The organism is Sphingosinithalassobacter tenebrarum, assembly GCF_011057975.1.
In the GTDB taxonomy this organism is placed as follows: Bacteria; Pseudomonadota; Alphaproteobacteria; order Sphingomonadales; family Sphingomonadaceae; genus Sphingomonas; species Sphingomonas tenebrarum.
Genome location: NZ_CP049109.1, coordinates 2,863,855 through 2,890,628 on the forward strand (window position 1 = coordinate 2,863,855; position 26,774 = coordinate 2,890,628).

Sequence of the window (26,774 nt, forward strand, 5' to 3'; positions counted from 1 at the left end):
CAAAGCGCGAAGACGCGCCGGGGCGACCAGGCACGGAGCGCGACGCTCCAAGAGGGAGAGAGACATGACCGCAGCCCGATCCGGCGCGATCACCGAATGGCGAAGCTATCCGATGCTGCCGATCGCCGCGGCGCTCGGCTATGCGACCAGCGTCATCCATATCTATGGCCTCGGCCCCTATATCGCGCCGATCAGCGAAACCTTCGGCTGGAGCCGCACCCAGACGACGGTCGGCCTGACGCTGGCGACATTGATCCAGGCGGTGTTCTCCATCCCGCTCGGCATGGCGCTCGACCGGATAGGGCCGCGCAATTTCGGCGTGATCGGGATGGTGCTGACGCTCGGCGCATTCGCGCTGCTGGGTACGGCAACCGGCGGCACGGGCAACTGGCTGCTGCTCTGGACGATCATGTCGCTTGCAACATTGCCGGTTCAGGCCACGGTATGGACCAGCGCGGTCGCCAGCCGGTTCGAAGCCTCTCGCGGGCTTGCCTTCGCGATCACGCTCTGCGGCGCCTCGGTCGCCGCTGCGCTCTTTCCCTGGCTGGGCACCACGCTGATCGACAGCTGGGGCTGGCAGACCGCAATGGCGATCCAGGCGGCGATCTGGGGTGCAATCGCCTTCCCCGTCATCTTCCTTTTCTTCCGCGGCGCGCATGACCGGACCCGCAGCGAAAAGGCGAGCGGCGCAAAGGTCGAACGCGATCTCGAAGGGATCGGCTTCGTCGAGGGGCTGCGATCATCCATCTATGTCCGCCTGCTGGCCGCCAGCCTGCTCTTCACTTTCACCATCATCGCGCTGGTCGTGCATTTCGTGCCGATCCTCAACGATGCAGGGTTCGATCGACAGGGTGCCGCCGGAATCGCGGCGCTGATCGGCATCTTCTCGATCGTCGGACGACTGGCCACCGGCTTCATGCTCGACAAGTTTCGCGGGTCGCTGGTTGGCGCGGTGGTCTTCCTGCTGCCCGTGCTGGGATGCCTGCTGCTGCTGACGATGGGCAGCCACTATGCCGGGGCGATGCTCGCCGGCGCGCTGATCGGCCTCACGCTGGGCGCTGAGATCGACGTGATCGTCTATCTCACCACGCGCCATTTCGGCCTCAAAAGCTTCGGCGCACTCTATGGCGGGCTGCTTGCGGCACTCTCGATCGGCACCGCCACCGGGCCGCTTGCCGCATCCTATGTCTTCGACAGTTTCGGCGACTATATGCCGTTCCTGTGGCTCACCATCGCATTCATGGTGGCCAGCAGCGCGGCACTGGCGACGCTGCCGACACCACGCTTCGGCATCGCCAAGCATTGAGGCGGCGCGGCGCGCAATCGAAATAGCGATGGATCGCCTGTGCGAAGCGTGCGCTCTTGCGCCGCTTTCGCCAGCGCGTACCGTTGCGCAAAACTCGCAATCCCCCGAACCGACGAGGCAAAACCGTGGCAGAGGAAACCATCCCGTTCGCAGTGACCGATCCCGAACGGATCCCGGCAAAGCGCTATTATGACGAGGAATTCTTCAAGCTCGAAAACGAGCGGCTGTGGCCGCACGTGTGGCAGATGGCCTGCCGGCTGGAGACCATTCCCAATGTCGGCGACTGGATCGAATATTCGATCCTCGGCAAGTCGGTCATCGTCGTCCGCGCCAAGGACGGGGTGAAGGCATATCACAACGCCTGCCGCCATCGCGGCGTCCCGCTCGCCGAAAGCGGCGGCCACGGCAACTGCAAGCGACAGGGTTTCATCTGCCCCTTCCACGGCTGGCGCTGGAATATGGAGGGCGAAAACACCTTCGTTTACGGCAGCCACATGTTCAGCGAGGACGTGCTCGACGCCGACGATCTTGCGCTGAAGGCCTGCCGCGTCGAAACCTGGGGCGGCTGCGCCTTCATCAATTTCGACGACGACGCGCCCGGCCTGCACGAAAGCCTCGGCCCGGTGCTCGACCGGCTCGAAGCGCACGGCATGAGCAAGCTCAAGTCGGAATGGTGGTATGCCACGGTGCTGCCCGCCAACTGGAAGGTCGCGATGGAAGCCTTCATGGAAGGCTACCACGTGATGCGTACCCATCCGCAGCTGCAGCAGGCGGCGCCGATGCTGTACAATTCAATGTACGGCATGGACACCGGCGGGATCGGCGTACCGATCAATCCGAACCTCGATGTAAAGGGCAATATCGAGGCGCAGATCAAGCATCTGGGCCTGCTTTCCGAAGGCATGGCCGGCATGGTCCACGCCAAGGAAGTCGCGATCGCGCAGCAGCTCACCGATGTCGAGCTGCCCGAGGATCCGCAACAGGCGATGATGCACTGGTTCGGCATCCTCAACCATCAGATCACCGAACAGCTGCGTGCCAGGGGCGAGGACGTTCCCGATCTCAACGCGGTCGCCCAGTCCGATCCGATCAATGCGGTCGAATTCCTTTTCCCGCATTATTTCCTGCTGCCGATGTTCAGCTCGATGTCGAGCTATCGCATCCGCCCGCTCGGCCCGGAAAGCTGCCTGTTCGAAATCTGGTCGCTCACCCATGTCGCCGAGGGCGAGGAACATGAGCCGCCGATGGAACCGACCGTGCTGCCCTATGACAGCCAGGATTTCCCGCCCATTCCGCGCCAGGATTATTCGAACATCCCGATCCAGCAGCAGGGCCTGCACGCCGAAGGCTTCGATTTCATGCGCCTGTCGAAGGACATTGAAGGGCTGATCTCCAACTACAACCGGATCATCGACGGCTATCTGAAGGGAGTCGAACCGGGCAAGCTCGCCGCCGCGAACCAGATGCTCGGCGGCAATTTCGACGGCAAGATCCTCGACCTCGGATTCTGAGGCGGCGCGGCGCGCGATCGGCGCGCGCCGGCCTCCCCTTCCCTATCAATGCACAGGAAAAACGATGGCTGAACCGACTCTCGATTGCTCCGATCTCGACAATTACATGGGCAAGCCGATGCAGCCCGCGCGCATGGTCGAGCCGTTCGCGAACAACGATATTCGCCGCTGGGTGCAGGCGATGCACTATCCCAACCGGCTGCACTACGACACCAACTACGCGATGCAGAGCCATTTCGGCCAGCTGATCGCGCCGCAGAGCTTCCCGGTGACGATGGACGACGGCCACGGCTCGGCGCCCTCGTGCATCGGCCATATCCCCGATTCGCACATGCTGTTCGGCGGCGACGAATGGTGGTTCTACGGCCCGCGTATCGTCGGCGGCGACCGCGTGTGGAATGAGCGGATTCCGTTCGACTACACGATCAAGGAAACCAAGTTCGGCGGCCCGACCTGTTTCCAGCGCGGCGACAATTTCTATTACAACCAGCATGGCGACCTGATCGCCAAGCAGCGCTCGACGTCGATCCGCTACAGCCAGGCCGCCGGTCAGGCTAGCACGCCGACCGACAATCAGGACGATCCGGTCTGGACCGACGAACAACTCGAGGAACTGGAGGTCCGCAAATACAGCTGGATCAAGATGCTCCACGATCTGGGGCACAGCCCGCGCTACTGGGACGATGTGAAGGCCGGCGACGAACTGCCCGAGCGTGTGTTCGGCCCGCATTCGATCGTCAGCTTTACCACCGAATGGCGCAGCTACACCTTCACCCAATGGGGTTCGATGCACCGCCGCACCGACCTCAACATGGCGGAGCTCGGCTTTACTGGCCCGATGGCCGGCCCGGAACAGGACCCGACCGAGGAAAAGAACAATCCCGAAAATACCGACGGCGCCTATATCGGCCCGTCGCGCGGGCATCTGTTCCCGCGCTGGGCGCGCTTCATCGGCATGCCGCGCGGCTATGGATACGGCGCCTCGATGGGTGCGTGGATCACGGACTATTTCGCCGGCTGGGCCAGCGAATGGGGCATGGTGCGCCACAGCGCCTGCAATTACCGCAGCCCCGCGCTGACTGGCGACATCACCGTCACCACCGGCAAGATCCTCGACAAGTTCGTCGACGAGGACGGCCGCCACATGGTGCAGGCCGAATGCCGGATGGAAAACCAGCTCGGCATCGCACTGGCCACTGCCAAGGCGGAAATCGAGCTGCTCAAGCGGCCCGAATAGGCGCACCGACAGCGCGACAGGGAAAAACGGGGCGCAGCCCGGCCATAACAGCCGCACTGCGCCCCTCCCCATACCCACGAAGGGCCTGCGTCAGAGCGATTCCACCGGGGAATGCTCGATTTCCGGCCACATCGCCTCGGCGCGACGCAGCACATTTTCCTTGTCTTCCAGATATTTTCCGAACGCGATGGCGTTGACGAAGAGATAGAGCTTGCCGTCGACGATGTCGGCGAAACGCGGATCACCGTCGAGCTTCTTGCCCAGCGCGACCGCATAGGCGCAGAAGCCGCCATATTGCGGCAGATAGCGGTCGGGCACCTCGGCAAACATGTCCGCCGAAATCTGCGACGCGAAATAATAGGCGACGCCCTCGTGCACGACCGTATAGCGCGCGTCGCCGTGCGCCACGGCATTGAGCGTACTCAGCGCGACCGTGTCGAAGCCATGCACGCCCAGGCCCGCGCCCGAAAGCGTATAGCCGGTGGAAACATTGACTTCATCCTGCGCGGCGCAGGGCGTGGCGTAGGAGTAGGCCAGCGAAATCGCGGTGGCGACGAGCAGTGTCTTGATGCGCATGATCGGGTCCTTCGGTAGCAGGCTGTGTGTCAGGTGGTGGCCGGGACACCGCACCGGGGGCTGGGGGCCTCCCGGCCACTCGGGCTTCGCCGGAACTGGGGCGTCCGGCGTTCTACGAGCACGCGGGGCAAGCGTGCTCGAAGCGGATTCAGAGCAGGGCGGGCCGCGGACTGGGCAGGTCCATATCGATGATCGGTTCCGCCACCGCGGGTTCGGCGGGGCGCGCATCGGGATGCGGCGCGACGATCACCATCACCAGAAACGGCGGCTCGACCATCAGGTAGAAATGATCGACATCGTCGATATTGGGCAGCTGTTGCATGGGTTCCTCCGCGAACCTTGGGCAGCAATGGCGAAGTGCGATCGGCGGCCCGATGGCCCGTTATCGTCACTCCGTCCCTTGATCCCTGTTGTTGACGGGTTGAACGACTAGGGTAGGAAGGCGGACAGGGTCTTGTCGGGGGGCGACAGACTTTTGTCGCAGCGCGTCAAACTGCGCGGCGCGTGACACCGACATTGCTTCTTGGGGGAGAAGACATGTCCGCAGTACCGGCGCTCTTTGTCCGCAAGAATATCGTGCAAGCCGATGAAAGCCTCGATCGCGAGGCGCTTTACCGGATCGCCGGCTTTTCCGGCGCCGATGCTGCGCAGGACGGCGCGGTTACCTCATGGGAATGCTATTACGCGCTGCTCGCGGCGTTGGCCGAAGCCGAACGCCCCGAGATCGCCTTTCACATGCGGACATCGGCGTCGATGGGGTGTGCCGATTTCGGTGCGGTCGGCATGGCCTTCAAATCCGCGCCGACACTGCGCCGTTCGTTCGAGAGAATGGATCGCCACGCGCGGCTCTACAACCGGTCATCGACCTTCGAGCTGGTGCAGGAGGGCGCGCAATGGCTGTGGGTGCATCACCGCACGGCGCCCGATTGTGACGGCATGTACCTGTCCAACGAAGCCGCGCTCGGTACCTTCCTGTCGCTGTGCCGCGAAGCCAGCGGAGCGGACTGCGCGCCGCTGCAGCTCCGGCTGGTGCATCGCGATCTCGGCACCGCCGACGCCCTGCGCACCCATTTCGGCTGCGACGTGCAGTTCGAAGCGGGAATCGACGCGATCGTTTTCGATGCGGCGCAGATGGAGCGCCCCAACCGGATCGGCGACGAGACGATCTGGCAATTCTTCACGCAGCATCTCGCGGAAAATCACCCCGAGATCGAAGGCGACGGGATCGATCAGGAAGTGATGCTGCGCGTCGCCGATGCGCTGAGTGACGGTGTCCCAAGCCTCGAACGGATCGCGGCCGATCTCGGCATCGGCAGCCGAACGTTGCAGCGGCGCCTGTCCGATCTCGGAAAGAGCTATCAGAGCCTCGTCGAGGAAGCGCGGCGCAAGCTGGCGCTCAAGCTGATCGCCGATACCCGCTATCCACTGACCGAAGTGGCGTTCCTGACCGGCTTTGCCGAGCAGAGTTCGTTCACCCGCGCGTTCAAACGCTGGTCGGGCAAGACGCCGCGCGACTATCGCCTCGGTCGCGATCCCGCCGCCACCGCCGCACCGCAGAGCGAAGACCGCGCGGCGCTCTGACGGTTGTCAGTCCCGCATCGCGTGCCTGGCGGCGATCCAGCCGAAGGTGAGCGACGGCCCGATGCTCGCCCCCGCGCCGGGATAGACCTTGCCCATCACCGAGGCGGTCGAAACGCCGCAGGCATAGAGTCCGTCGATCGCCGACCCGTCGGGCCGCAGCACGCGCGCATCGGCGTCGATCACAGCGCCGCCATAAGTGCTGACATCACCCGGCACGACATTGACCGCGTAGAACGGCGCCCGCGCAATGGCCCCGAGCGATTGCTTCGGCTCCGCCACGGTATCGCCGAGCCAATAGTCATATTCGCGCTCGCCGCGATGGAAGTCGGCATCGGCTCCCCTGGCGCAATGGTCGTTCCAGCGCGCTACCGTCGCCTTGAGCGCCGCCGGATCGACATCGATCAGCCCCGCCAGTTCTGCGATGCTGCCGGCCTGTTTCAGATAGCCGGCCTCCGCCCATTCGGCAGGCTTTTTCCGCCCCGGCATCGTGCCGGCAAGCATGTATTTCTCGATATAATCGCTGTCGAAGATCGCCCAGCCGGGGAGCGCCGGCACCTCGCGGTCGCGCCGGAGCATCGTCTCGCAATAGAGCTCATACGACCCGCCTTCGTTCATATAGCGCTGGCCGGTGCGGTCGATCAGGATCGCATGCGGCTTGGCGGTCAGGCTCTGCGCGGGCGGGATCGGGAACTTGTCCTCCCAGCCGGGGACAAGCGTGCATTGATAGCCGACCATCTGGTCCATCTGCGCGAGCTGCGCGCCGATCCGCTCCATCTCGCGATGCAAGTCGCCGGTGTCGCTTTCGTTTGTCTGCGACCATTCCGCGCGCGTGCCGGGCATATAGCGGTCGCGCATTTCCTGATTGCGCGCAAAGCCCCCGGCATTGACGAGCACGCCGAGCCGCGCGCCGATCCGCACCGGCTTGCCGTCCTTCACGCTGGTGACGCCTACAACGCGCCCGCCTTCGACGATCAGTTCAGACGCCGGACTTTCGAGCCGCAAGTCGACGCCCGCATTGAGGATCGCCCGCAGCAACCAGCCCTGCAGCGCCGCTCCGGCCGAGACATAGTTCCGCCCGCGCAGCTTCGCGCCGATCGTCCGCGCCGCGACGCGCGCCATGATCGCCCGCGCCCGCCCGCTGCGCTTGAAATAGGGAAGTTCCATCCCCTCTTCGAGCCGCACCGGCATCGGCAGAAATCCCGGCCGCAGCCTAGTAGCCCAGGGGCCGAGCAGCCTGGTGTCGAACAGCTTGGCGGTCACCGTCCGGCTGGTTTTGCAGCCGCCGGGCAGCTCGTCATAATAATCGGGCCAATATGCCGCCGCGCGTTCGAGCGGGATGCCCTGATCGACCAGAAAATCGATCATCCTCGGCGCTGCATCGACATAGGCCCGCCGCTTTTCGGGCGACGTCCCCGGCGCGTCGGGGTCGGTCGCGGTCACTGCGTCGAGATAGGCGATCGCCGCTTCGGGCGTGTCGCCCTCCCCGTCCGCCTGCATGAAGCGATTGCACGGCACCCAGATGACGCCGCCCGACTTGGCGGTGGTCCCGCCTGCCCAGCGCGACTTTTCGAGGATGACGACGGATTTGCCAGCCTGCGCCATCTGGAGCGAGGAAGTCATCGACCCGGCGCCGTTGCCGACCACGACCCAGTCGAATGTCTCGTCGAATTGCTGCGTCATTCTCGCCTCCGGTCGCTATCCTCGCGCTCGCGCCACCTACTTGCGTCACCCCCGCGAAAGCGGGGTCCAGCTGCCTTGGCCGCCAGTGAAGAAGAAGCTGGATCCCCGCCTTCGCGGGGATGACGGCAAGACTTTGGAACTGCAGCCTCAATAACCCCGGCTGTCGGTCCAGTCCTCGGTCTCGCCCGGCTTGTACGTCTTGCCCGGCGTCTTCCCCGACTGGGTCTTCAGGTCGAAGCCGATCTTGTCCGCCCCGCCTTCGATCGGCACGCCCATCGCCGACAGCGCCCAGCTGGTCATCACATAGTGGCCGATCGAAAAGACCAGATCCATTTTCTGCTTGGTATCGAAATATTTGCCGAGCGTTTCCCAGGTCGCATCCGACCAGTTTCCGGCATCGATCAATTCGTCGACCGCCTTCAGGATGATAGCGTCCGCTTCGGCCCAGTCCCAGTCATTGGGATAGTCACGGATCGCGGCGATTTCCTCGAGCGTCAGCCCGGCGTTGAGGCCATATCCGACATGATTGTGCCACTCATATTCGGACTTCACCCGCACCGCGACGCGCAGAATGAGAATTTCGAGCACGCGCACGCCCAGCGTGTTCGACATCAACAGATGCTTCGACCAGAGATTGTATGGCTTGGCCAGATCGGGATGATTGGCGAGCGTCATCATCACATTGGTCTTCGACCCTTCTTCCCAGGCATTGGGCTCGCCCCAGAAGGCGAAGACTTCGCGGGCGTCGTCGGTCCATTCCTCACGGGGGAGATGATCGATGCGCGGTTTGATATCGGACATATGGCCTCCTGTGTGGAGCGGTCAGAACTGGGCGATTACTTGCGGCAAGTCGACGGTGGTGCGGATGCCTGGCGCGGCCTTGCACAGCGCCGGAACCGCATTGACGGCGCGATGCGCGGTCAGACCCGGCGTGAAGAGCGGATATTCCTCGGCGCTCACCGGGAAATGAATGTCGAGCGACACCGGCGTATCGCCTTCGGTACGGATGCGCCAACCCGATTCCCGCAACCCCCAGTCGACGTCGATGTCGTCGGTGCAATACCAGTTGGCGCGGAAGCGGACGATCGGCTTGCCGCCGCGCAGGCCGGTAACGGTGATCCGCATCGCGCCCACGCTGCCCGCCTCGATCGTGCCGGCGGCGATTTCCACGGTGTTGCGCGCCGCCGCCAGTTCGCCGGTCGCTTCGAAATCATCGCAGGGCAAGCCGATGGCATCGGCGATCTGGCCCAGCGATCCGGCGAAATCGTGCTTCACATAGGCGATCTTGCCCTGATCGAATTCGCCCACCGGCGCGCCGAACCCCATGATCTGGAACATCAGCTGGGGCGAATTGCGGCTCGCCATGTCGGCATATTCCTCGATCGTCAGGCAATCGTGCCGCCGCGAGAGCGACAAAAGCGGAATGGTCAGCGCCTCGGTGACGAAACCGGGGCTTGAGCCGGTCGAATGGATCGACGTTCCGCCCTTTGTGCAGGCCGCCTCGATCCGGCTGCGTGCCGCCGGGTCCATCGTCGGGGGATGGTGAAAATCGCCGCGCGTGGTGACCACATTCACGCCCGCTTCGAGCAGCGTGCAGAGCTCGTCGAGATCGGTGCCCTGCCGCATGTAGAGAACGCAATCGGGCCTGGCGGCCAGAATGTCGTCGATCGATTGGGTTGCGGTGATGCCGGTCGGGTCGGTTCCGGCCAGCTCGCCGGCATCCTTGCCCGCCTTCTCCGCGCCGCTCACCCACACGCCGACCAGCGTCATATGCGGGTGTTCGATGATGGCCCGCAGCGAGCGGCTGCCGATGTTGCCCGTCGCCCATTGCGCGACGCGATAGTTGTTCTTCTCCAAGGCCCTCTCCTTCCTTGTTCCGAGTCGGGCTAGGCGCCGATTGCCGAGAAGCCAAGCGTTGACGGCGCGCCGTCCCGAATCGTACGCCTGAGCGAAGGCTGCGGCATCGTAGGGGCGATTGTACGAAGCCCGCGCGCAATCGGGGGTTGCGATGGCCGCCGTCAGATTGTCTCTGATGGCGCTTCAGTGCCAACCGGCCGACGAGAAAAAACCCGCGGGGGAGAGACGATGATCAAGACAATGGAGGGCGTCCGCGTACTGGAAGTCGCCCAATTCACTTATGTTCCCGCCGCCGGAGCGATCCTCGCCGACTGGGGCGCGGACGTCGTCAAGATCGAGCATCCCGTGCGCGGCGACACGCAGCGCGGCTTTCTCAACATGGGCGGTGTGACGCTCGATCCGCAGCGCCACACGCTGTTCGAACACCCCAATCGCGGCAAGCGCAGTGTTGGCATCGACCTGTCGACCACGGAAGGGCAGGAACTGCTCTACGAACTCGCCAAGAACGCCGATGTGTTTCTGACCAACTATCTTCCGCAGCATCGCCAGAAGAACAAGTTCGACGTCGAACATATCCGCGCGGTCAATCCGAACATCATCTACGCCCGCGGCAGCGCCTACGGGAACAAGGGCGACGAACGCACCGTCGGCGGGTTCGACGGCACTGCCTTCTGGTCGCGCAGCGGCGTCGCCATCTCGATGACGCCCGCCGAGCTCGAAGGCCCGCTGACGCAGGGCATCCCCGCCTTCGGCGATTCGATCGGCGGCATGTTCATCGCCGGCGGCATTTCCGCCGCGCTCTATCACCGCGAAAAGACCGGCGAAGCGCTCGAAGTCGACGGATCGCTGATCAGCGCGGCATGGTGGGCATCGGGCGCGCTGGTGGCGCAGGTCGCCGAAACCGGCATCCTCACCCGCAATTCGATGCCGCAGTCGGGCGGCGCGACGCGCAATCCGTTCATGGGCAACTACCGCACATCGGACGGCGGCACGATCAACCTGTGCACGATTTCGCCGACGGGGCACATCAAGAGCCTGTTCGAACATGTCGGCGTGCCCGAAGCGGCGGACGATCCGCGCTTTTCCGAACCGCGCGCGCTGTTCGAAAATGCCGGCGCGGCGAGCGACATTCTGGTCAAGGCTTTCGCCCAGCACCCGTTCGAATACTGGCGCCAGCACCTCAAGACCTTCACCGGCCAATGGGCACCGATCCAGAGCTTCCAGGATCTGCTGACCGACGAACAGGCGCTGGCCAACGACATGATCGTCGAAGTCGAGGCGGTGGAAGGCGACAAGCCGCTCAAGCTCGTCCGCGGCCCGATCCAGTTCAACAACGAGCCGCTCGAAACCACGCGCTCGCCCCAGGCTTCGGAACATACCGAAATCGTACTGATGGAAATGGGCCTCGAATGGGACAAGATCGAAGCGCTCAAGGCGGCAGGCGCCATCGCCTGATCTAAGTTAGCGATACCAACCGCTACCCATGAAGCGGCGTTGCGCGAATCGCCTTTGGCGAATCGCACGACGCCGCTTTTCGTATGCGTCACGCCCGGCACCGCTCACCCACCGGAGTCGTGGTGCGTTTGGTCGTATTTCCGCCCGATTCCAGCGAAAACTGAACATCTGTTCAGCTATTTCAATTAATTGATATTATTGCCTTTTTTGCATTGCAGCAGCGCTTTTCGCACTTGCGGAAATCGCAATGGCGATTGACAGCCTACTACTCAGTAGTGAACAACGCTGTTGATAACTAAAAGGAGAGTGGCAATGGCGTCAGGCAAGGCGAACAAGGCCCGTATGGCGAAGCGGGTCATCGAAGTGCTGGACTTCTTCGACGAGGAACATCCGCAAGCGACCGTGATGGAAATCGCGCGACGGTTTAACCGCCCGCAATCGAGTACATCGGAACTGCTTTCCAATCTTCAGAGCCTCGGGCTTCTGCACAAGGATCGCTACACCCGCGCCTATTCGCTCACGCCGCGCGCGGCGATGCTCGGCGCCTCGGTGCAGCCGTCGATGGTGCGCGACGGACGGCTCGCGCGACTGATGGACCGACTTTCGTCGCAAACCGGGCTCAGCGTCGCGCTGTTCGGCCTGGTCGGCCTCACCGCCCAAATCTATGCGTGGCGTCCCGGCAACAGCGGCGTTGTCACCAGCATCCCCGGCGGCCTGCGCAGCGGGCTGCAGGAACATCTCTATCGCAGCGCGGCCGGCTGGCTGCTGCTCTCGACGCTCGAACCGCAGACGTGCAGCGGGATGTTGCGTCGCATGAACGCCGAAGCGAGCCCCGAAGCGAAGTTCGACGTCGCCGATGTTGCAGAGCGCGTCCGTCAGGCCGCCGAACAGGGCGCGGTGCGGGGATTTGCCGGCTTCGGTGCGGCCGCCGAAATGACGGTGATGCTGCTGCCGGGCCTGCCGAGCGATCAGCCGCTCGCGGTCGGCCTGCTCCACGATGGGTCCGATCAGGTCGACGGCCATGCGCTGCAGGACGCGATCCGCGACGCGATCGCCTTCACCGACGAAGCGCCGCGCCCGGCGCCGGTAACGGGCGGCAGCGTCCAGCCGCTGTTCCACGCGGCCTAGTCGGAACGTCAGTCCGTCATCCTCCCCCGCCAGGGGGAGGTGGCATGCGAAGCATGACGGAGGGGGCGGAAACGGTACAATCGACTGAGAGCCGCCGCGCCCTCCCCCTCCACCGCCTTCGGCGGTCCCCCTCCCGCTGGCGGGGGAGGAACGGGAAGGCGACCAAGCCTCTCACCCAACAAAAAAGGGCCGGAGCGGATCACCGCCCCGGCCCTTTTTGTACCGTCTCGGACTGCCCCGAAATCAGGCGTCCCAGACCAGGTACAGCGTGTCCGGCCCCAGCACATGCCCGCCGTGAAAGGTCGATTCCTTGTTTGGATCGAGCCGGAATTCAGGCAGCGCCTTGAGCATTTCCTCGTACAGCACCTGCAGTTCGATCCGCGCGAGGTGCGAGCCGAGACAGCGATGCGGACCGGTGCCGAAGGCGATGTGCACCTTGTTCTCGCGCGCGAGATTATATTCCTCCGGTGTCTTGAACTCGGTGGGGTCGAGATCGGCGGCGGGAAGATAGAGCAAAGCCATCTCGCCCTTCTTCATCTGGACACCTTCGAATTCGGCGTCGTGCTTCAGGAAGCGCGGCGGCACGGTGAAAGTATAGCGGCGCAGCAATTCCTCCGCCGCTTCGGGGACGAGACTCGGATCGGCGCGCAACTTCGCCTGCAGTTCGGGATCGGTCGCCAGATGGCGCACGCCCAGCCCCATGCCGTTCATCACCGTGTCGAGCCCGGCGATGAACAGCATCACCGCGTAATTCTCGATATCGTGCAGCGTCGCCGGCCGGCCTTCGAATTCGGACTGCCAGAGCATCGAGATGAGGTCGTCCTGCGGATTATCGCGCCGGTCGACGATCGTGTCGTGCATCACTGCGGCAACCTTGCGCAGCCGCATCTGCACCGCCTGCGGATCGCTTTCGGCCGAATGGAGATGCTCGGCGACGAGATCGCGATAGACGCGCTGCTTTTCGACCGGCAAGCCGAAGATGCGCAGGAACACCGTGACCGGCAGCGGCTCGGCCACCGCCTCCATGAACTCGCAATGCCCCTCGGGCTTGATCTTCGCGATCAGTTCGACCGCCAGCTCGCGGATGCTGTCCTTGAGGCCGAGCATCGCCTTGGGCGAAAACGGCTTCTGCAGCGGCGCGCGATACATGGTGTGATGCGGCGGATCGACGGTGATCGGCAGCGGGATCAGCGCCTTCTTGTCCTCGGGCAGATTGGCGTTCATCGCCGCGATCGCCTCATAGGGCATCGGCGCGTTGCTGAACGTATCGGTATCGCGCGACGCCTTGTAGACCGCGTCGTGGCTGCGCAGCACCCAGTGGCCGCCGTGGCGCGGCGTCCAGAAGATCGGCGGCGCCGTCTTCGCGATTTCCAGAACCCGCGAATGCGCGTCCTTCACCAGTGCGGGATCCGCGAAGTGATCGAAATCGAAAACCAGCGATTCGGGTACGTGTTCCGGCCGCGCGGCCGCTTCGGTTAGGGTCGCCTGAACCATCTGTCTCTCTCCGCATTCGATCCGGTTTCGTCCGGCCGCGTTCCCGCCACGCCATTGTCGCGAAATGTCGAACTCGCGGCCTCGTTCTGCCGAAGATAGCGTCTCGGCGACCGCCCACAACAGAGGTCCTCTCGGCATCGCGCGAGCGATGACGGGAGCGGGCAGTTGATCCCGACTGCAATCTCCACTTTACGATGCGCGTTCAAAGCCGAGGAGAGGCAGATGAAGATCCGTATCGAGAAGGCCGCCTGTGTCGGCAATGCCCGGTGCGCCGCGGTTTCCGAAGAGCTCTATCCGCTCGACGAGGACGGCTATATCGACACCGAAGGCTTCGAGGTTCCAGCGGGCCAGGAAACGCTCGCCAAGCGCGGGGCGAAAGCCTGCCCCGAACGCATCATCTTCGTGATCGAGGATGATGGCTCGACCAGCTGGCCGCCCAAGGGCAAATAATCCAACAGAATTTCGGGAGAAGATCATGGACGACGTTCTCGGCTACAAGGGCAAGCGTGTCATCGTCACCGGCTGTTTTTCGGGCATGGGCGAAGCGACCGCCAAGATGCTGCTCGATCTGGGCGCCGAAGTGCACGGGCTGGATTTCAAGGATTCGAGCCTGCCGCTCGCGTCGTTCAACAATGTCGACCTGCGCGATCCCGCTTCGATCGAAGCCGGCGTGAAGGCGATCGGCGGCAAGGTCGACGCGCTGTTCAACTGCGCCGGCCTGCCCCAGTCCTTCCCGCCGATGGACGTGATGAAGGTCAACTTCATCGGCCTGCGTCACTTGACGCAGCAGGTGCTGCCGATGCTGAACCAGGGCGGCGCGATCGCCAATATCGCCTCGACCGGCGGCATGGGCTGGAGCCGTCGCATCCCGACCAACATGGAATTCGTGACGACGCAGGGCTGGGATGCAGCGATCGCGTGGTGCGAAGCCAATATGGACACGATCGCCGAAGGCTACAGCTTCTCCAAGGAGAATGTGATCGTCTGGACCCAGTTCATGGGCGCACAGCTGATCAAGAAGGGCTATCGCATCAACTGCACCCTGCCCTCGCCGACGCAGACGCCGATGATGGCCAAGTTCCACGAAGCCTCGGGCAAGGACGTGGTCGATGCCGCTGCCGAGCCGATGGGCCGCTATTCGACGCCGGAGGAACAGGCGGGCGGGCTGGTGCTGCTCAATTCGAAGCTGGCGAGCATCATCAACGGCGTCGTGCTGCCGGTCGATGGCGGCTTCATGGGCGGCGTCGTCACCGGCCAGGTCGATCTGAGCGTGATGATGCGCCGCTCCCAGCCGGCGCAGTAAGCAAACACTGCCCTCGCGGCATGCGGGGAACATACCGGCCGGGGTGCGCGAAACCGCGCGCTCCGGCCGAATGCATAGACGGGACGAGGACAAGCCATGAATTTCGAGCTCACCGAAGATCAGGAAATGATGCGCGACATGTTCGCGCGCTTTCTCGATGAAAACAGCAGCATGGCGCGCGTGCGCACCGCCGCCGCGAGCACGGGGTTCGATGCCGATCTGTGGCGCGGCCTCGCCGAACAGGGGGCGCTGTCGATCCGCGTGCCGGAGGAATCGGGCGGGCTCGGCATGGGCCTGTTCGACGCGGCGCTGCTGATGGAGGAAGCCGGCCGTACGCTGGCGTCAGGTCCTCTCGCGGAGGCTTTGGTCGCCGCGCGGCTGCTTGCCACGCTCGGCAATGACGACACCGCCGAACTGCTCGGCAAGGTGCTGACCGGCGAAACCGTGGCGACGATCGCATTCCGGGACATTGCCGCGCAGCCGGTGCAGTGGGTGTCGGGCGGTCTCGTTTCCGAAGCGGTAGTTGCGCGCAAGGGCGACGACATCGTCCTCGTCGTCGTGCCCGAGGAAGCGCGCAGGCAGGAGGAAAATCTCGCTCCCACCCCGATCGCTGAAATCGACCTGGGCAAGCTCCATGCGATGACGCTCGCCTCGGGCGCCGACGCGCTCGCCGCCTTCGCCGCCGGCATCGAGGAGTGGAAACTGCTCATTTCGGCGGGCCTTGCCGGGATCGGCCGCCAGTCGCTCGTCATGGCCTCGGCCTATGCCAATGAGCGCAAGCAGTTCGGCCAGTTGATCGGCACCTTCCAGGGCATTTCGCACCCGCTCGCCGATCTCGTCTGCGATGTCGACGGGGGCAAGTTCCTGGTGTGGAAGGCGATCCGCAACATCGCCGACGGCGACGCCGAAGCCGGCGCCACCGTCTCGCTCGCGGCATGGTGGAACGCCGATGCCTGTGCGCGTTCGGTTGCGCAGTCGCTCCACACCTTCGGCGGCTACGGTCTCACCACCGAATATGACATCCACCTCTACAATCTGCGCGCCAAGGCATGGCCGCTGGTCTGGGGCGATCCCGCCCGCTGGCTCGAAGAAGGCGGCGCGCGGCTCTATGGTGGCGAAAAGGCCTCACTGCCGGACGTCGGCGATGTGCCGATCGACTTCGACCTCGGCCCCGAAGCCGCCGCGATCACCGAAGAAATCAATGCCTTCTTCGACAAGAACGTCACGCCGGAAATGCGCGAGAAATTCCACTATAGCTGGGAAGGCTATAACCCCGAGCTCAACGAGAAACTCGCGGCGGAGAACTTGCTCTATCTCGGCCTGCCGCAGGATGTCGGCGGGCGCGGGCTTTCGGCCTATGCCAAGGTCGCCGCGATGGATGCGTTCGAGGAGCAGGGCTATAACAACCCCGCTGCCAACGTGACTCAGATGGTCGCGCTGATCATTCACCGCTTCGGCTCGGAAGAGCTGAAGAAGGACGTGCTCGGTGAAATCATGCGCGGCGAGGTTATCTGCTCGCTCGGCTATTCCGAACCCGGTTCGGGATCGGACGTGTTCGCCGCCCAGTGCCGCGCGACGCCCGATGGAAACGGCTGGCGGATCGACGGGACCAAGATGTTCACCAGCGGCGCGAATCTCGCCAGCTATGTCCTGATGCTCTGCCGCACCAACACCGAAGTGGCCAAGCACAAGGGGCTGACGATGTTCATCGTGCCCTTGAAGGCCGATGGCATCACCATCCAGCCGGTCCACACCTTCCAGGACGAGCGCACCAACATCACTTTCTATGACGGCGTGCACATCCCCGACAGCTACCGGCTCGGCGAAGTCGATGGCGGCGTGCGGACGATGAGCGCCAGCCTCGAGCTCGAACATGGCGGCGGCTTTTCGAAATATCAGCGCGCGATGGTCAAGGCCGCCGAAACGCTGTGCCGCGAGATCGACTATCACGGCAAGAAGCTGATCGAGGACGGATCGGCGCAGGCGCGGCTCGCGCGAACAGTGGCGAACACCTGGGTCAGCGATCTCATCACCTTCCGTTCGCAATGGGTCATCGCCGAGAAGAAGCCGAACCATGCCTATGGCCCGATGGCGAAGATGTTCTCTTCGGAGAAATTCCTCAGTGACGCGCGTGACCTGATCGACCTTACCGCCCCGCTCTCGCTGTCGAAGCGCAAGGGCGCCGCCGAAGCGATCAATATGTTCTATCGCCACGCCCAGGGCTCGACGATCTATGGCGGCACCAGCGAGGTCCACCGCTCGATGATCGCCGAACGCGGGCTGGGGCTGCCGAGAACCCGCGCATAAGGAGGGCCGCATGGCCGAGTCAGCAAGGAAACCCCGCTTCGAGATCCGCCGCGGCACCGACGCGAGCGATTTCGAAGAAAGCGGACTGATGCAATCGAACCCGCTGACCGAGACTGAAATGGCGGGTGCCGGCGCGACGATGGAAGCCGGGGTGATGGACGGCACCAATGTCAAACTGCTGTTCGACATGCCGGGAATGAGCCTCGCGCGCGCCTGGTTCAAGAGCGGCTTTCCCCTGCCCCGCCACACGCACAACACCGACTGCCTCTATTACGTCCTCGCCGGATCGCTGCGGATGGGGACCGAGGAACTGGTGGCAGGCGACACCTTCTTCGTCGGCGCGGACGTGCCCTATAGCTACGTCCCCGGGCCCGACGGAGTCGAAGTGCTCGAATTCCGCGCGTCGAACGCGTTCGACATCAAACTGATGGCGAACAACAAGGCGTTCTGGGACAAGGCGACCGAAATGGTGCGCGACAAACAGGCCGCATGGGCCGAGGAAACGCCGCCTTCGGGAGGATGAGCCATTCTCCCCTCCCTGCAAGGGAGGGGATCAAGGGGTGGGTAAAGCAAAGGCGGGGCTCGATGCCCCGTTTTTGCTTATGGCCCCCGGCGGAGCGCGTCTCACGACGCGCCACCCACCCCCAGCCCCTCCCTCAAGAGGGAGGGGAGAAGAATCCGACCGCTCTGGAATTCCTCCCCGAGCTTGTCTCGGGGAGGGGGACCGCTCGCGAAGCGAAGTGGTGGAGGGGCCGGCCAGGGCCGCCGCATAATCCATCCATAAGTGCATTTTCACGCGGAGACGCGAAGGCGCCGAGATGGTGCGATTCTCCGCCCCGCCTCCGCACGGACACAAAAAGCGGCTGGCGCCGCGCCCCTCCACCGCACTTCGTGCGGTCCCTCTCCCCCAGCAAGCTGGGGGAGGAATTTCACTCCGGCATCACCATGTCCATGTGCAGCCGCGTCAGCTTCGATTCCGCGATCCGCCAGCCCTCACCGGTTCGCACATAGCGTTCGTGATAATGGCCCCAGCCGGTCAGCGAACGCCCGTTCGGCCAGACCAGCCGATCCTGCATCGCCCACACGCCGGTTGCCGCGTCGCCATCGATCGCGATCTCGGGCGCATGCACCTGATGCACGGTCTTCGCGGCTTCGATCGATCCGCGAATGCTCGCCACCGCCGCGTCGCGCCCCGCGATCACCGGCCCGTCCGAAGCGCTGACGTCGAGCGCGAAATCGGGCGTCATCAGGCCGGCGAACCCGTCCCAGTCCTTCGCATCGAGCAAGCGGCAATAAGCGGCTTTCAGATTGCTGAGCGTCAGCCAGTCGGCAAAATCCGGGGCGCCGCTCACAGTCGCCACCCACGCATCTGATTCCCGCCGTCGACCAGCACGACTTCGTTGTTGATGAAGCTGCCTTCCTCGCTCGCCAGGAACAGGCCGAAATTGGCGATGTCCTTTGCCGTGCCCTGCCGCCGGGTGAGCTGCATGCCCTTTACCCGGTCATAGGTTTCGGGCGGCAGCGATGCGCGGTTCGCTTCGGTCTCCATCAGCCCCGGGGCGATACCGACGACGCGGATCTGATCACGCGCGAACTGGTTCGCCATGCCGAAGGTCATCGCGTTGAGCGTCGCCTTGGTGACGCCATAGGCCGTGGCGGGCGTGAAGCTCGCCATCGACGACTGATTGATCACCAGCCCCTGCGCGGCCGCGAGCGCGGGCTTGAGCGCTTCGGCGAGCAGCAGCGGCGCGATGCTGTTGATCGCGAACCAGCGCTGCCATTTCTCCATCCCGACACCGAGGAAGCCATGTGCGATCTCGCCATAGGCAAGCCCGGCATTGTTGATGAGCACGTCGAGCTTGGGCGTATCGGCCAGAACCGCCTGCGCGAAACGATGCAAATCAGCCTCATCGGACAAATCGACGCGATGCCGGCTCGCGCTGCTCCCCGCTTCCTCGACCAGCGACTTGGTCTCGGCCAGTCCTTCCTCGTTGATGTCGGCTAGGATCAGCGTCGCACCTTCGCGCGCGAAGGTCAGCGCGAATTCGCGGCCCAGTCCGCCCGCTGACCCTGTGACCAGCACCGTCTTTCCTTCAAATCGCTGCAATGCCTCTCTCCTATTCGCGCCGGCTGAACCCGATCTCACTGATCCGCCACGCGCCGTCGACCCACCGGAAGCGATCGGTATAGCGCCCGCGTACGACATCGATGGCGCCGCTTTCGTGCCGTTTCAAATGGACCAGCACCGTCCATCGCCCGACCGCTGTTTCGCCGTCGATTTCGATCCAGGGCGAATGGAGCATGTGGAGCAGCCATTCCGAATTGCCGGCGATCGCCGTGCAGAGATATTCGGCAAGCGCCCCGGCGCCATTGAGCGGCCCGAAACCATAGTCGCCCGACGCGTCGGCCGTGAATATTTCCGCCATCGCCGCCCGCGCGCCCGCTTCGTCGTCGGGCGCACTGTCCGCCGCCGCGCAATAGCGCGCCTTGAGATTGGCGATGGCGTGAACCGGGTCCATCCGGTTCAGGCGCTTTCGGCGTCGAGCGCCTTCACGACGAGCTTCTTGAGGTCCGCGGTCTTGATCTTCGCGCTGCCGGTCAGTTCCAGCTCGTCCTCGCCGAAAAACAGCACCCGGCGCGGCACCTTGTAGCTCGCCAGAAACTCCTTGGTCTGCGCGCGGATACCGTCCTCGGTCAGCGCCGCGCCTTCGTGCGGCACGATGCAGGTGACGACCAGTTCGCCTAGCGTCTCGTGCGGCACGCCCACGGTCTGCGTCACTTTCACGCCGTCGAACGTCTTGATGATCGTATCGATCTCGACCGGCGAGACATTGGCGCCGCCGGTCTTGATGATGTCGCTCAGCCGCCCTTCCCAGTAGAGCCGACCCGCATCATCGAAATAGCCGCCGTCGCCGGTGCGGAAATAGCCTTCGCTGTCGAGCGTCTCGCTCAGCGGCACGCCGATATAGCCGAGCATCAGCGTCGCGCCCTTGAGCGCGATTTCGCCGCGCTCGCCGAGCGGCACCGTCTCGCCGGTCATCGGATCGACGATCTTGAAGATATTGCCCGGCAGCGGCCGCCCGTTGCTCCCCGCAATCTCTTCCTCGGGCGTGCCCGAATCGAAGATCGACGCGATGGTGAAGGTCTCGGTCGTGCCATAGGCCGAGAACGGCTCCTGCCAGGTCGTGTGGACCGTCGGATGCTTGCCGAGCGGCACGTTCGGGCTGACATATTTGATCGCCGACAGGTCGACATCGTTCCAGTTCGACGCCGCTTCGAGCTGCGTCCACTGATGCGGCCAGGCGACCGCCATCGTCGCCTTTTCCTTCGCCATCAGCTCGAGCGCTTCCTCGGGCTGGAACGTCGCCTGCAGCACCAGCGACCCGCCGGCCGACAGCGCTCCGCCGATCGCCATCCCGAAATTGCCCGACCAGAAAAAGCCGTTGGCCGACCAGGTGCGCACGTCGCTCTCGGCCTGATAAAAGCGCTTCCACCGCCAGAGCTGCAGCGACACGCCGCGCTGCGAATTGAGGATACCCTTGGGCTTGGCGGTCGATCCCGAGGAGAAGAACAGCGCGCCCGGATCGGCGGGCGTCACTGCCGCCGCGCGCGCATCGACGCGCGCCGGATCGATGCCCTCGCCGCGCTTGAGGAAATCGGGCAGCGTCTCGATCGCCCCGGTCGCTTCGCCGACGGCGGCGACATGGCGCAGATAAGGGAATTTGAGCGAGACGATCTCGCCCGGCGCGTCGCTGGCCAGGCACGGCTCGATCTCGGTCAGCATCCCGGCAAAGTCCTTCTTGAGGACCTTGCGCTCGATCAGCAGCACCGAACAGGCGGAGGACGCCACCAGATGTTCGAGCTCCATCGGCGTCGAAAAGGTACTGAGCGTCGCCGCCACGCCACCTGCCAGCGCCGTGCCGAACACCGCCGAGAGAAACTCCGGTCGGTTGGTCATCAGCACGCCGACGCGCTCACCCTTGCCGACGCCGCATGCGATCAGCGCGCGCGCGACTTCGTTGGCGCGCTCCCACAGGTCTTCATAGGTCCAGCGCGTGACGCCGCCGGGTTCGTGCATCACCAGCGCTTCGCGCCCGCCCCCGGCCTGCGTCACTTCGCGCAGCCATCCGCCGAGCGTGAGCGCGCCGATGCCGGGCTCTTCCTCCAGCGGCGGTCCGGCGACGATCGATAGCGGTTTCTCGCTCACGGTTACTCCTTACAATTCAGGCCAGCGGCAATTGAACGTCGGCGGTGGCAGTGACGAGCTTCATCCCGTCCTGATTGGCGAGCGTCAGCTTCACCCGCACCAGCGGCATGCCCCATTCGGTCTCTTCGCGCTTCTCGACGACTTCGGCATCGAAATAGGTCGCGTCGCCTTCAAAGGCAGGGCCGCGGAAATCGGCCTTGATCCAGCGGACCATGCCGTCCCACCCCGCCCAATAGGCAAGATAGTCGACGCACCAGGCGCCCATCGTCGCGCCATAGCCATAGGCGCGGCTCATCCCGACCTTGCCCGCCTTCTCGTCATCGACATGTCCGCGCGAGGGCCCAAGATAGAGGCCGTCGCGCTTGCGCGGATCGATCAGCGCGCCTTCCTCATCGAATTCGAAACCGGGGGTCCAGCCGGGGTTCTGATTGATCCACGGATCCTCGACGCCTTCGGGCGCCACCCAGTCATAAGCGCCCCAGGTGTTGAACAGGAAGGCGCGATATTCGGTCGCGAAGCTCGCCTTGGTATGGGGGCCGATCACGCGGCGCGGCAGCGTGTCGCCCACCGCCACTTCCTCCCAGCGCGGGCTTACGCCCTCGCGGTTGGAGAGAATCCAGGCGTGGCGGAGCGCATCGAGTTCGGCGATTTCCTCGGCGGTCCAGCGCTTCAGCTCGCCGAGCATCTGATCATACATGCCGAGCCGTTCGGCTTCGGATGCGAGATAGCGGATCGCGGTCGAGCGTTCCTTGGCGACCAGCGATCCGTCCTGCTTGCGGTGGATCGTGTCGCCGCGGCTGAACATGGTCGGGCCGGAGAATTTGGTGTCGGTCACCTTGTAATCGTGGAAGCGGCGCTCCTGCAGCGTGCGGTCGCCGGGGCGGATCTGCGCGCCGTAATACCACCATTCCTCGCCACCGAAGATCAGATGCGATCCTTCGATGAAGCCGACACAGGCCGGCTGACAGCCATGCCCGTAATCCATGCACGAAACGATCGACTGCGGCGCGATCAGTCCGCCGAAGCGGGTCTGCTCGGCGAAAACCGGGTCCCAATGGACCGGATTGGCATAGTCCATCGCCATCACCCAGCGGCGCAGGTCGCTGCCGGTCAGCGGATCGCGGACCTGGCCACCACCGACCAGCTTGCCGACACGCGGCTCGACGTCGCTCAGGTCCATTTTCACCACAGGATCGGCTTCAGACATGCTTTTCTCCCTCGTGATCGGCGCGCCGGTTCTTTGCCGGTCGTCACCCTATATGCTTGTCGCGATCAGCCTTTCACGGCGCGCAGCGCGACACGCGGCTTGTTCCCGGCGCGACCCAGCCGCTCGGCGACTTCGGGAAATTTCTCGGGCCGAACCGATCCGTACATGCAAAGCCGCAGCACTTCCTGCGAGAAACGGCGGCCGAGCGCATCGCGTTCGCTCTTGCTGCGCGAATGCGAGTGCGCCCAGACGGGCCACATGAAAGCGCCTGCAAGCGTGATGACCGACAGCGCTTCGGCATCGACATTGTCGGCGGCGAGATCGGTCCTGGCGAAGCGATCGATCGAACCGGAATACTCACGCCAGAAGCGGTCGGCGGTCGGCTCGGGCGAGGAGAGGAGCTGAAGCAGCCAGATGCGGCACAGCTCGGGATTTTCCATCGCGAACTCGGCGAGCCGATCGAAGGTGTCGGCGATATCGACCTGTTCGATCCGCCGCTCGCCGGCGGTGTCCGTATCGCCGAAAAGGATGCGGAACATCTCGTCCGACACCGAATCCGCCGTCGCTTCGATCAGCTTTTCGCGCGTCTTGAAATGCTGATAGGCTGTTCCGCGATTTACGCCCGCGAGATGTGCCACTTCGGACAGGCTGACAGCTTCAGGCCCATCCTTGGCCAACAATGTCCGGGCGGCGCGCAATATGGCTTCGCGCGTGCCCGCCGGGTCTCGTGTGCGCCGTTGCCTCGGCTCGGCCATGAACCCATTCTCCCCAACCAACTCTCATCGCAATCGCGACGTGGCACCGTCTGCGAAAGCCGTTGCCCGCAGGCGTTTCCTCCACGCAGATGGCGAAAAATACGCTTTCTCATCCCTGTAGGATGCTGTGCAAGAGTCAACCGGTGCGCTGCGATGCCTTGGCGCTGGAGCATTTTATTCGCCGTGGCGAAGGCCGCGCGATCGGTTGGCGGCGGCGGGCCGGAACCGCACCCATGAAAAAACGGCCGGGCAGTTGCCTGCCCGGCCGTTCGATTGTCGTCGACTTGCGCCTTTTACTTGTCCGAACCGAACCGGAACTTCACGTTCAGGCCGAATTCGCGCGGCGGCGTGGTGGTGATGCCGGTATAGGTGCTGGTGTAGCTTTCCGCCGTCGGACCGGTGAAGATCACGCCGGTCGGACCACCGAACCCGCCAAAGCCAAGCTGCTGATACGATGTGAACCGCGGATCGGTGCGAGTCAGCACGGTCGTCTCGTCGAGCAGGTTCTTCGCATAGAGCGAGACTTCCCAGCCGCCTTCGGCATCGCGCAGGCCCAGGAAAACGTTGAGCAGCCCATAGGAGTCGACATCGTCGAACTCGTTGGTGGGCACGCCCTGCGATTCACCGTTGAACGTGAACAGGCCGCGCACAAAGGCATCGGTCTGCCCCGAAACCGCGAAGTTGTAGTCGCCCTGCAGCGTCGCGGTGAACGGGGGCAGGAACGACGAACGCTGGTTCACCGTACAGGCTGAGATATTGTCCGCACCCACCGCGGCCATCAGGTCCGTGAGCGAGGGAGCCGAATTGACCTGATCGGGCACGCCGTCACCATTCAGGTCCGTACAGGGAATGACGCCGTCCTTGATCTTGCCGAGCGAATAGCTCGCCGTCGCGCTGATATTCAGGCCCGGGATCACTTCGAAGGAAGCGTCCGCCTCGACGCCCTTCACTTCCACCGGCACCGCGCCGGCGAAGTTGAACGAGGCCACCTGCGGCACCACGTTCGGAGCCACATAGGCATAGTTCACGAAATAGACGCCGTTGCCCGGCACGCGATACGGGAAGTTCTCGAACTTCTGGTAATAGCCGGCGATGTTGAACGTGCCGCGACCGTCCGCGAAGCTGGTCTTGAGACCGACTTCATAGGATTCCGACGTTTCCGGCGGAAGCGCGAGGAACGACCGTTCGAGCGCCGACTGATTGAGGCTGAAGTCGCCGACCACGTTGATGCCCGGACGATAGGACGTGCCGGTGCTGGCATAGATCATCACGTCGGGCGTGATGTCGTACTGGATCGAACCCGAATAAATCCAGTGCGTGTCGTCCTGACCCGCCGACGGGATCGAACTGCCGTTGATCATCAGTCCGTTGGTCTCGCGATAGTCGATATGACGGACACCGCCCGAAATCTGGAAATCGCCCAGATGCACGGTCAGATTGCCGAAGAACGACTGTTCGTGCGATTCACCGGCGCGAACGATCGGCGTCTGGACGACCTGGGCAAGGCCCCCGTCGAGCCCCGGAACGCCCGGCACCACCGGCAGACGGACCGCCGTCGGACGCGTCAGACTGGTCGGCGTCTCGTTCTTGTAGTCGAAGAAGCCGATGACATAGTCGAGCGTGTCGAACAGGCGCATGTCGTTCTGCAGGCGAATTTCATGCGACGTCGACGTGGTGTTCGACCGCGTGACCTGATCGAGATCGGTATCGGGGAAGAAATTGCCCCAGTCGGTCGGTTCGGTCGAACGGATTTCCTGGGTGTAATGCTGACCCTGATAGATCAGGCTCTGGCCCGCGAAATAGGCTTCGGCACGCCAGTTGAAGATATCGAAAATCTGGCGGATGCGGAACGGACCGTTCTGGATCGCCAGCCGGTCCTCGGCTTCGATCGGCACCGCGCTCGGCGTCGCGAGGGGGTTCACCTCGCTGAACGATTCATTCTGGTAGAAGCTGCGGCGATACGCATCGGTGCGCTGATAGGTGCCCTCGAGGTGCAGCCAGTCGGTCGGCTCGACCACGCCGACAACACGGCCGGCCCAGGTCTCGTTGAACGGATCACGGCCATCCACGGTCGGGAAAGCCGACTTCACCCGGTCACCCTCGCCGGTGTTCCACACACCCGAGACGCGCAGCGCGGCAACGCCCGGCACGACCGGCACGTTGAGTCCGCCCTGCAGGTTGATCGTGCCGATATCGTTGGCGGTCCAGTCGGTATAGCCGCCCCAGTCGAACATGTCGGGCTTGCGCGCCGTCACGGTGATGGCGCCCGACGGCGATGCACGACCGCGCAGCGTGCCCTGCGGGCCGCGCTGGACTTCGATCTGACCGATGTCGAACATCTGCTGCAGGATCACGCCGGCGGTGATCGGAGCGTCGTTGAAATAGAATTCGACGGTCGGGTTATTGCCGCTCGCGTTGATGTCGAAATTGACGCCGCGCACCTGGGCGTTGCCGCCGATGCCATTGGCGTTGCTGCTCAGGCTGAGGCCCGGCGCCAGCGACTGGACTTCGGTGAAGTCACGCAGGTTGAGATCGGAAATGTCCTCGGCCGTGACCGGGTTGACCACGACGGCGACATCCTGGAGCAGTTCGTCACGACGACGCGTGGTAACGACGATTTCGCTGCTCTGGTAAACAGCCGGCGCATCGTCCTGAGTGGCGTCCTGGGCGCGCGCCTCCGTCGGAGTTGCGAGCGCGATCAGGCAAACGCCAGCCATCGAATAGGCAAAAACGGATTTCACAGGTCTACCTCCCCTCAAAAATTCCCGCTGCATTTTTTTGTCGAATCTTCGCAGCATCGAGTACGCGCCGGTTATGCACGAAAATGCTGAGAGTGAAGCCGGTTGCGGTGTGGTCGCTCCGCAATATCGCCGCCGCGATTGAAACCGAACCACTCTCATTAATACCGGGGCTAAGCATAGGCCGGAGCAAGCCATGAATTACGCAAGAGCGGCATAGAGAAACGTTGGAAACAAGCGGCCAGTTACTGCTGTTTCATCGTCCGCAGCCCTTGAAAAACCTGTTATGCGCGAGATGACTAACGGGGCTTAGTATTTCCAGGCCGCGAATTCGGCTTTCCCGCCCTTCGCTATTCGAACCCATCCCATGCCGCGCCGCACAAGAAACGAACACGGCCCCGATTTCGAGCCCGACGGGCTGAAAACGGGGCC

At 63.9% G+C, this 26,774-nt stretch carries 23 protein-coding genes; 10 read left to right on the top strand and 13 right to left on the bottom strand.

The window, feature by feature from the left end:
* Window positions 1-64: 64 nt before the first annotated feature.
* The 3 genes from G5C33_RS14160 to G5C33_RS14170 all read left to right on the top strand — a co-directional run bounded on the left by G5C33_RS14160 (window position 65) and on the right by G5C33_RS14170 (window position 4,054).
* The gene (locus G5C33_RS14160; protein WP_165327821.1) at window positions 65-1,306 is read left to right on the top strand and encodes an MFS transporter; all 1,242 of its coding nucleotides are present in this window, start codon (window positions 65-67) and stop codon (window positions 1,304-1,306) included.
* Window positions 1,307-1,431: 125 nt separating this feature from the next.
* Window positions 1,432-2,817 carry an aromatic ring-hydroxylating oxygenase subunit alpha gene (locus tag G5C33_RS14165; RefSeq protein WP_228275077.1) on the top strand — a complete coding sequence of 462 codons (1,386 nt, stop codon included), beginning with the start codon at window positions 1,432-1,434 and terminating at the stop codon, window positions 2,815-2,817.
* A gap of 64 nt (window positions 2,818-2,881) precedes the next feature.
* Window positions 2,882-4,054 carry an FAS1-like dehydratase domain-containing protein gene (locus G5C33_RS14170; RefSeq protein WP_165327822.1) on the top strand — a complete coding sequence of 391 codons (1,173 nt, stop codon included), beginning with the start codon at window positions 2,882-2,884 and terminating at the stop codon, window positions 4,052-4,054.
* 90 nt (window positions 4,055-4,144) lie between these two features.
* On the opposite strand, the gene G5C33_RS14175 is transcribed toward G5C33_RS14170, so the two are convergent.
* Both G5C33_RS14175 and G5C33_RS14180 read right to left on the bottom strand, forming a co-directional pair.
* On the bottom strand, window positions 4,145-4,630 hold the full coding sequence (locus tag G5C33_RS14175) for a YHS domain-containing (seleno)protein (protein WP_165327823.1): 486 nt from the start codon (window positions 4,628-4,630) through the stop codon (window positions 4,145-4,147).
* Between the two features lie 148 nt (window positions 4,631-4,778).
* Window positions 4,779-4,952 carry a hypothetical protein gene (locus G5C33_RS14180; protein WP_165327824.1) on the bottom strand — a complete coding sequence of 58 codons (174 nt, stop codon included), beginning with the start codon at window positions 4,950-4,952 and terminating at the stop codon, window positions 4,779-4,781.
* Between the two features lie 215 nt (window positions 4,953-5,167).
* Here G5C33_RS14180 and G5C33_RS14185 point away from each other — a divergent pair, with 215 nt between their 5' ends.
* Complete coding sequence (locus G5C33_RS14185; protein ID WP_165327825.1) at window positions 5,168-6,211, top strand: helix-turn-helix domain-containing protein; 1,044 nt, start codon at window positions 5,168-5,170, stop codon at window positions 6,209-6,211.
* Window positions 6,212-6,217: 6 nt separating this feature from the next.
* Here the strand turns inward: G5C33_RS14185 and G5C33_RS14190 are convergent, their stop codons facing one another.
* The 3 genes from G5C33_RS14190 to G5C33_RS14200 all read right to left on the bottom strand — a co-directional run bounded on the left by G5C33_RS14190 (window position 6,218) and on the right by G5C33_RS14200 (window position 9,748).
* On the bottom strand, window positions 6,218-7,891 hold the full coding sequence (locus G5C33_RS14190; RefSeq protein WP_165327826.1) for an FAD-dependent oxidoreductase: 1,674 nt from the start codon (window positions 7,889-7,891) through the stop codon (window positions 6,218-6,220).
* A gap of 147 nt (window positions 7,892-8,038) precedes the next feature.
* Window positions 8,039-8,692: a carboxymuconolactone decarboxylase family protein gene (locus G5C33_RS14195; protein ID WP_165327827.1), complete on the bottom strand. Its 654-nt coding sequence runs from the start codon at window positions 8,690-8,692 to the stop codon at window positions 8,039-8,041.
* Window positions 8,693-8,713: 21 nt separating this feature from the next.
* A complete protein-coding gene (locus tag G5C33_RS14200; protein ID WP_165327828.1) occupies window positions 8,714-9,748 on the bottom strand; it encodes an NAD(P)H-dependent amine dehydrogenase family protein in 1,035 nt (344 codons plus the stop codon).
* A 228-nt stretch (window positions 9,749-9,976) separates the two neighbouring features.
* On the opposite strand from G5C33_RS14200, the gene G5C33_RS14205 reads away from it, so the two are divergent.
* Complete coding sequence (locus G5C33_RS14205) at window positions 9,977-11,203, top strand: CaiB/BaiF CoA transferase family protein (RefSeq protein WP_165327829.1); 1,227 nt, start codon at window positions 9,977-9,979, stop codon at window positions 11,201-11,203.
* Between the two features lie 312 nt (window positions 11,204-11,515).
* Window positions 11,516-12,331 carry a helix-turn-helix domain-containing protein gene (locus G5C33_RS14210; protein ID WP_165327830.1) on the top strand — a complete coding sequence of 272 codons (816 nt, stop codon included), beginning with the start codon at window positions 11,516-11,518 and terminating at the stop codon, window positions 12,329-12,331.
* Between the two features lie 243 nt (window positions 12,332-12,574).
* On the opposite strand, the gene G5C33_RS14215 is transcribed toward G5C33_RS14210, so the two are convergent.
* On the bottom strand, window positions 12,575-13,825 hold the full coding sequence (locus G5C33_RS14215; RefSeq protein WP_165327831.1) for a cytochrome P450: 1,251 nt from the start codon (window positions 13,823-13,825) through the stop codon (window positions 12,575-12,577).
* 222 nt (window positions 13,826-14,047) lie between these two features.
* Between G5C33_RS14215 and G5C33_RS14220 the strand changes: the two genes are divergently transcribed.
* The 4 genes from G5C33_RS14220 to G5C33_RS14235 all read left to right on the top strand — a co-directional run bounded on the left by G5C33_RS14220 (window position 14,048) and on the right by G5C33_RS14235 (window position 17,958).
* On the top strand, window positions 14,048-14,275 hold the full coding sequence (locus G5C33_RS14220) for a ferredoxin (protein WP_165327832.1): 228 nt from the start codon (window positions 14,048-14,050) through the stop codon (window positions 14,273-14,275).
* Window positions 14,276-14,300: 25 nt separating this feature from the next.
* Window positions 14,301-15,128, top strand: coding sequence for a coniferyl-alcohol dehydrogenase (locus tag G5C33_RS14225; protein WP_165327833.1), 828 nt, complete (start codon window positions 14,301-14,303; stop codon window positions 15,126-15,128).
* 96 nt (window positions 15,129-15,224) lie between these two features.
* Window positions 15,225-17,435, top strand: coding sequence for an acyl-CoA dehydrogenase family protein (locus tag G5C33_RS14230; protein WP_165327834.1), 2,211 nt, complete (start codon window positions 15,225-15,227; stop codon window positions 17,433-17,435).
* A gap of 10 nt (window positions 17,436-17,445) precedes the next feature.
* Entirely contained in the window at window positions 17,446-17,958 is a 513-nt protein-coding gene (locus G5C33_RS14235) for a cupin domain-containing protein (protein WP_165327835.1), read from the top strand.
* Window positions 17,959-18,364: 406 nt separating this feature from the next.
* Here G5C33_RS14235 and G5C33_RS14240 read toward each other — a convergent pair whose 3' ends face one another.
* The 7 genes from G5C33_RS14240 to G5C33_RS14270 form a co-directional block, all read right to left on the bottom strand.
* On the bottom strand, window positions 18,365-18,787 hold the full coding sequence (locus G5C33_RS14240) for a nuclear transport factor 2 family protein (RefSeq protein ID WP_165327836.1): 423 nt from the start codon (window positions 18,785-18,787) through the stop codon (window positions 18,365-18,367).
* Window positions 18,784-19,542 carry an SDR family NAD(P)-dependent oxidoreductase gene (locus G5C33_RS14245; RefSeq protein WP_228275078.1) on the bottom strand — a complete coding sequence of 253 codons (759 nt, stop codon included), beginning with the start codon at window positions 19,540-19,542 and terminating at the stop codon, window positions 18,784-18,786. The genes G5C33_RS14240 and G5C33_RS14245 overlap by 4 nt, the downstream gene beginning before the upstream one ends.
* A gap of 10 nt (window positions 19,543-19,552) precedes the next feature.
* Complete coding sequence (locus G5C33_RS14250; RefSeq protein WP_165327838.1) at window positions 19,553-19,954, bottom strand: nuclear transport factor 2 family protein; 402 nt, start codon at window positions 19,952-19,954, stop codon at window positions 19,553-19,555.
* Between the two features lie 5 nt (window positions 19,955-19,959).
* Window positions 19,960-21,642 (bottom strand): class I adenylate-forming enzyme family protein, encoded by a 1,683-nt coding sequence (locus tag G5C33_RS14255; RefSeq protein ID WP_165327839.1) that lies wholly within the window; start codon window positions 21,640-21,642, stop codon window positions 19,960-19,962.
* A 16-nt stretch (window positions 21,643-21,658) separates the two neighbouring features.
* Complete coding sequence (locus tag G5C33_RS14260; RefSeq protein ID WP_165327840.1) at window positions 21,659-22,849, bottom strand: FAS1-like dehydratase domain-containing protein; 1,191 nt, start codon at window positions 22,847-22,849, stop codon at window positions 21,659-21,661.
* 65 nt (window positions 22,850-22,914) lie between these two features.
* Entirely contained in the window at window positions 22,915-23,604 is a 690-nt protein-coding gene (locus G5C33_RS14265; protein ID WP_165327841.1) for a TetR/AcrR family transcriptional regulator, read from the bottom strand.
* A 293-nt stretch (window positions 23,605-23,897) separates the two neighbouring features.
* Window positions 23,898-26,345: a TonB-dependent receptor gene (locus G5C33_RS14270; protein WP_228275079.1), complete on the bottom strand. Its 2,448-nt coding sequence runs from the start codon at window positions 26,343-26,345 to the stop codon at window positions 23,898-23,900.
* Window positions 26,346-26,774 lie beyond the last annotated feature (429 nt).

What these genes read in the sequence shown, in the direction of transcription:
- G5C33_RS14160 (WP_165327821.1), top strand. Translation starts at nt 65, where the DNA reads ATGACCGCAGCCCGATCCGGCGCGATCACCGAATGGCGAAGCTATCCG.
- G5C33_RS14170 (WP_165327822.1), top strand. Translation starts at nt 2,882, where the DNA reads ATGGCTGAACCGACTCTCGATTGCTCCGATCTCGACAATTACATGGGC.
- G5C33_RS14175 (WP_165327823.1), bottom strand. Translation starts at nt 4,630, where the DNA reads ATGCGCATCAAGACACTGCTCGTCGCCACCGCGATTTCGCTGGCCTAC.
- G5C33_RS14180 (WP_165327824.1), bottom strand. Translation starts at nt 4,952, where the DNA reads ATGCAACAGCTGCCCAATATCGACGATGTCGATCATTTCTACCTGATG.
- G5C33_RS14185 (WP_165327825.1), top strand. Translation starts at nt 5,168, where the DNA reads ATGTCCGCAGTACCGGCGCTCTTTGTCCGCAAGAATATCGTGCAAGCC.
- G5C33_RS14190 (WP_165327826.1), bottom strand. Translation starts at nt 7,891, where the DNA reads ATGACGCAGCAATTCGACGAGACATTCGACTGGGTCGTGGTCGGCAAC.
- G5C33_RS14195 (WP_165327827.1), bottom strand. Translation starts at nt 8,692, where the DNA reads ATGTCCGATATCAAACCGCGCATCGATCATCTCCCCCGTGAGGAATGG.
- G5C33_RS14205 (WP_165327829.1), top strand. Translation starts at nt 9,977, where the DNA reads ATGATCAAGACAATGGAGGGCGTCCGCGTACTGGAAGTCGCCCAATTC.
- G5C33_RS14210 (WP_165327830.1), top strand. Translation starts at nt 11,516, where the DNA reads ATGGCGTCAGGCAAGGCGAACAAGGCCCGTATGGCGAAGCGGGTCATC.
- G5C33_RS14215 (WP_165327831.1), bottom strand. Translation starts at nt 13,825, where the DNA reads ATGGTTCAGGCGACCCTAACCGAAGCGGCCGCGCGGCCGGAACACGTA.
- G5C33_RS14220 (WP_165327832.1), top strand. Translation starts at nt 14,048, where the DNA reads ATGAAGATCCGTATCGAGAAGGCCGCCTGTGTCGGCAATGCCCGGTGC.
- G5C33_RS14225 (WP_165327833.1), top strand. Translation starts at nt 14,301, where the DNA reads ATGGACGACGTTCTCGGCTACAAGGGCAAGCGTGTCATCGTCACCGGC.
- G5C33_RS14230 (WP_165327834.1), top strand. Translation starts at nt 15,225, where the DNA reads ATGAATTTCGAGCTCACCGAAGATCAGGAAATGATGCGCGACATGTTC.
- G5C33_RS14235 (WP_165327835.1), top strand. Translation starts at nt 17,446, where the DNA reads ATGGCCGAGTCAGCAAGGAAACCCCGCTTCGAGATCCGCCGCGGCACC.
- G5C33_RS14250 (WP_165327838.1), bottom strand. Translation starts at nt 19,954, where the DNA reads ATGGACCCGGTTCACGCCATCGCCAATCTCAAGGCGCGCTATTGCGCG.
- G5C33_RS14260 (WP_165327840.1), bottom strand. Translation starts at nt 22,849, where the DNA reads ATGTCTGAAGCCGATCCTGTGGTGAAAATGGACCTGAGCGACGTCGAG.
- G5C33_RS14265 (WP_165327841.1), bottom strand. Translation starts at nt 23,604, where the DNA reads ATGGCCGAGCCGAGGCAACGGCGCACACGAGACCCGGCGGGCACGCGC.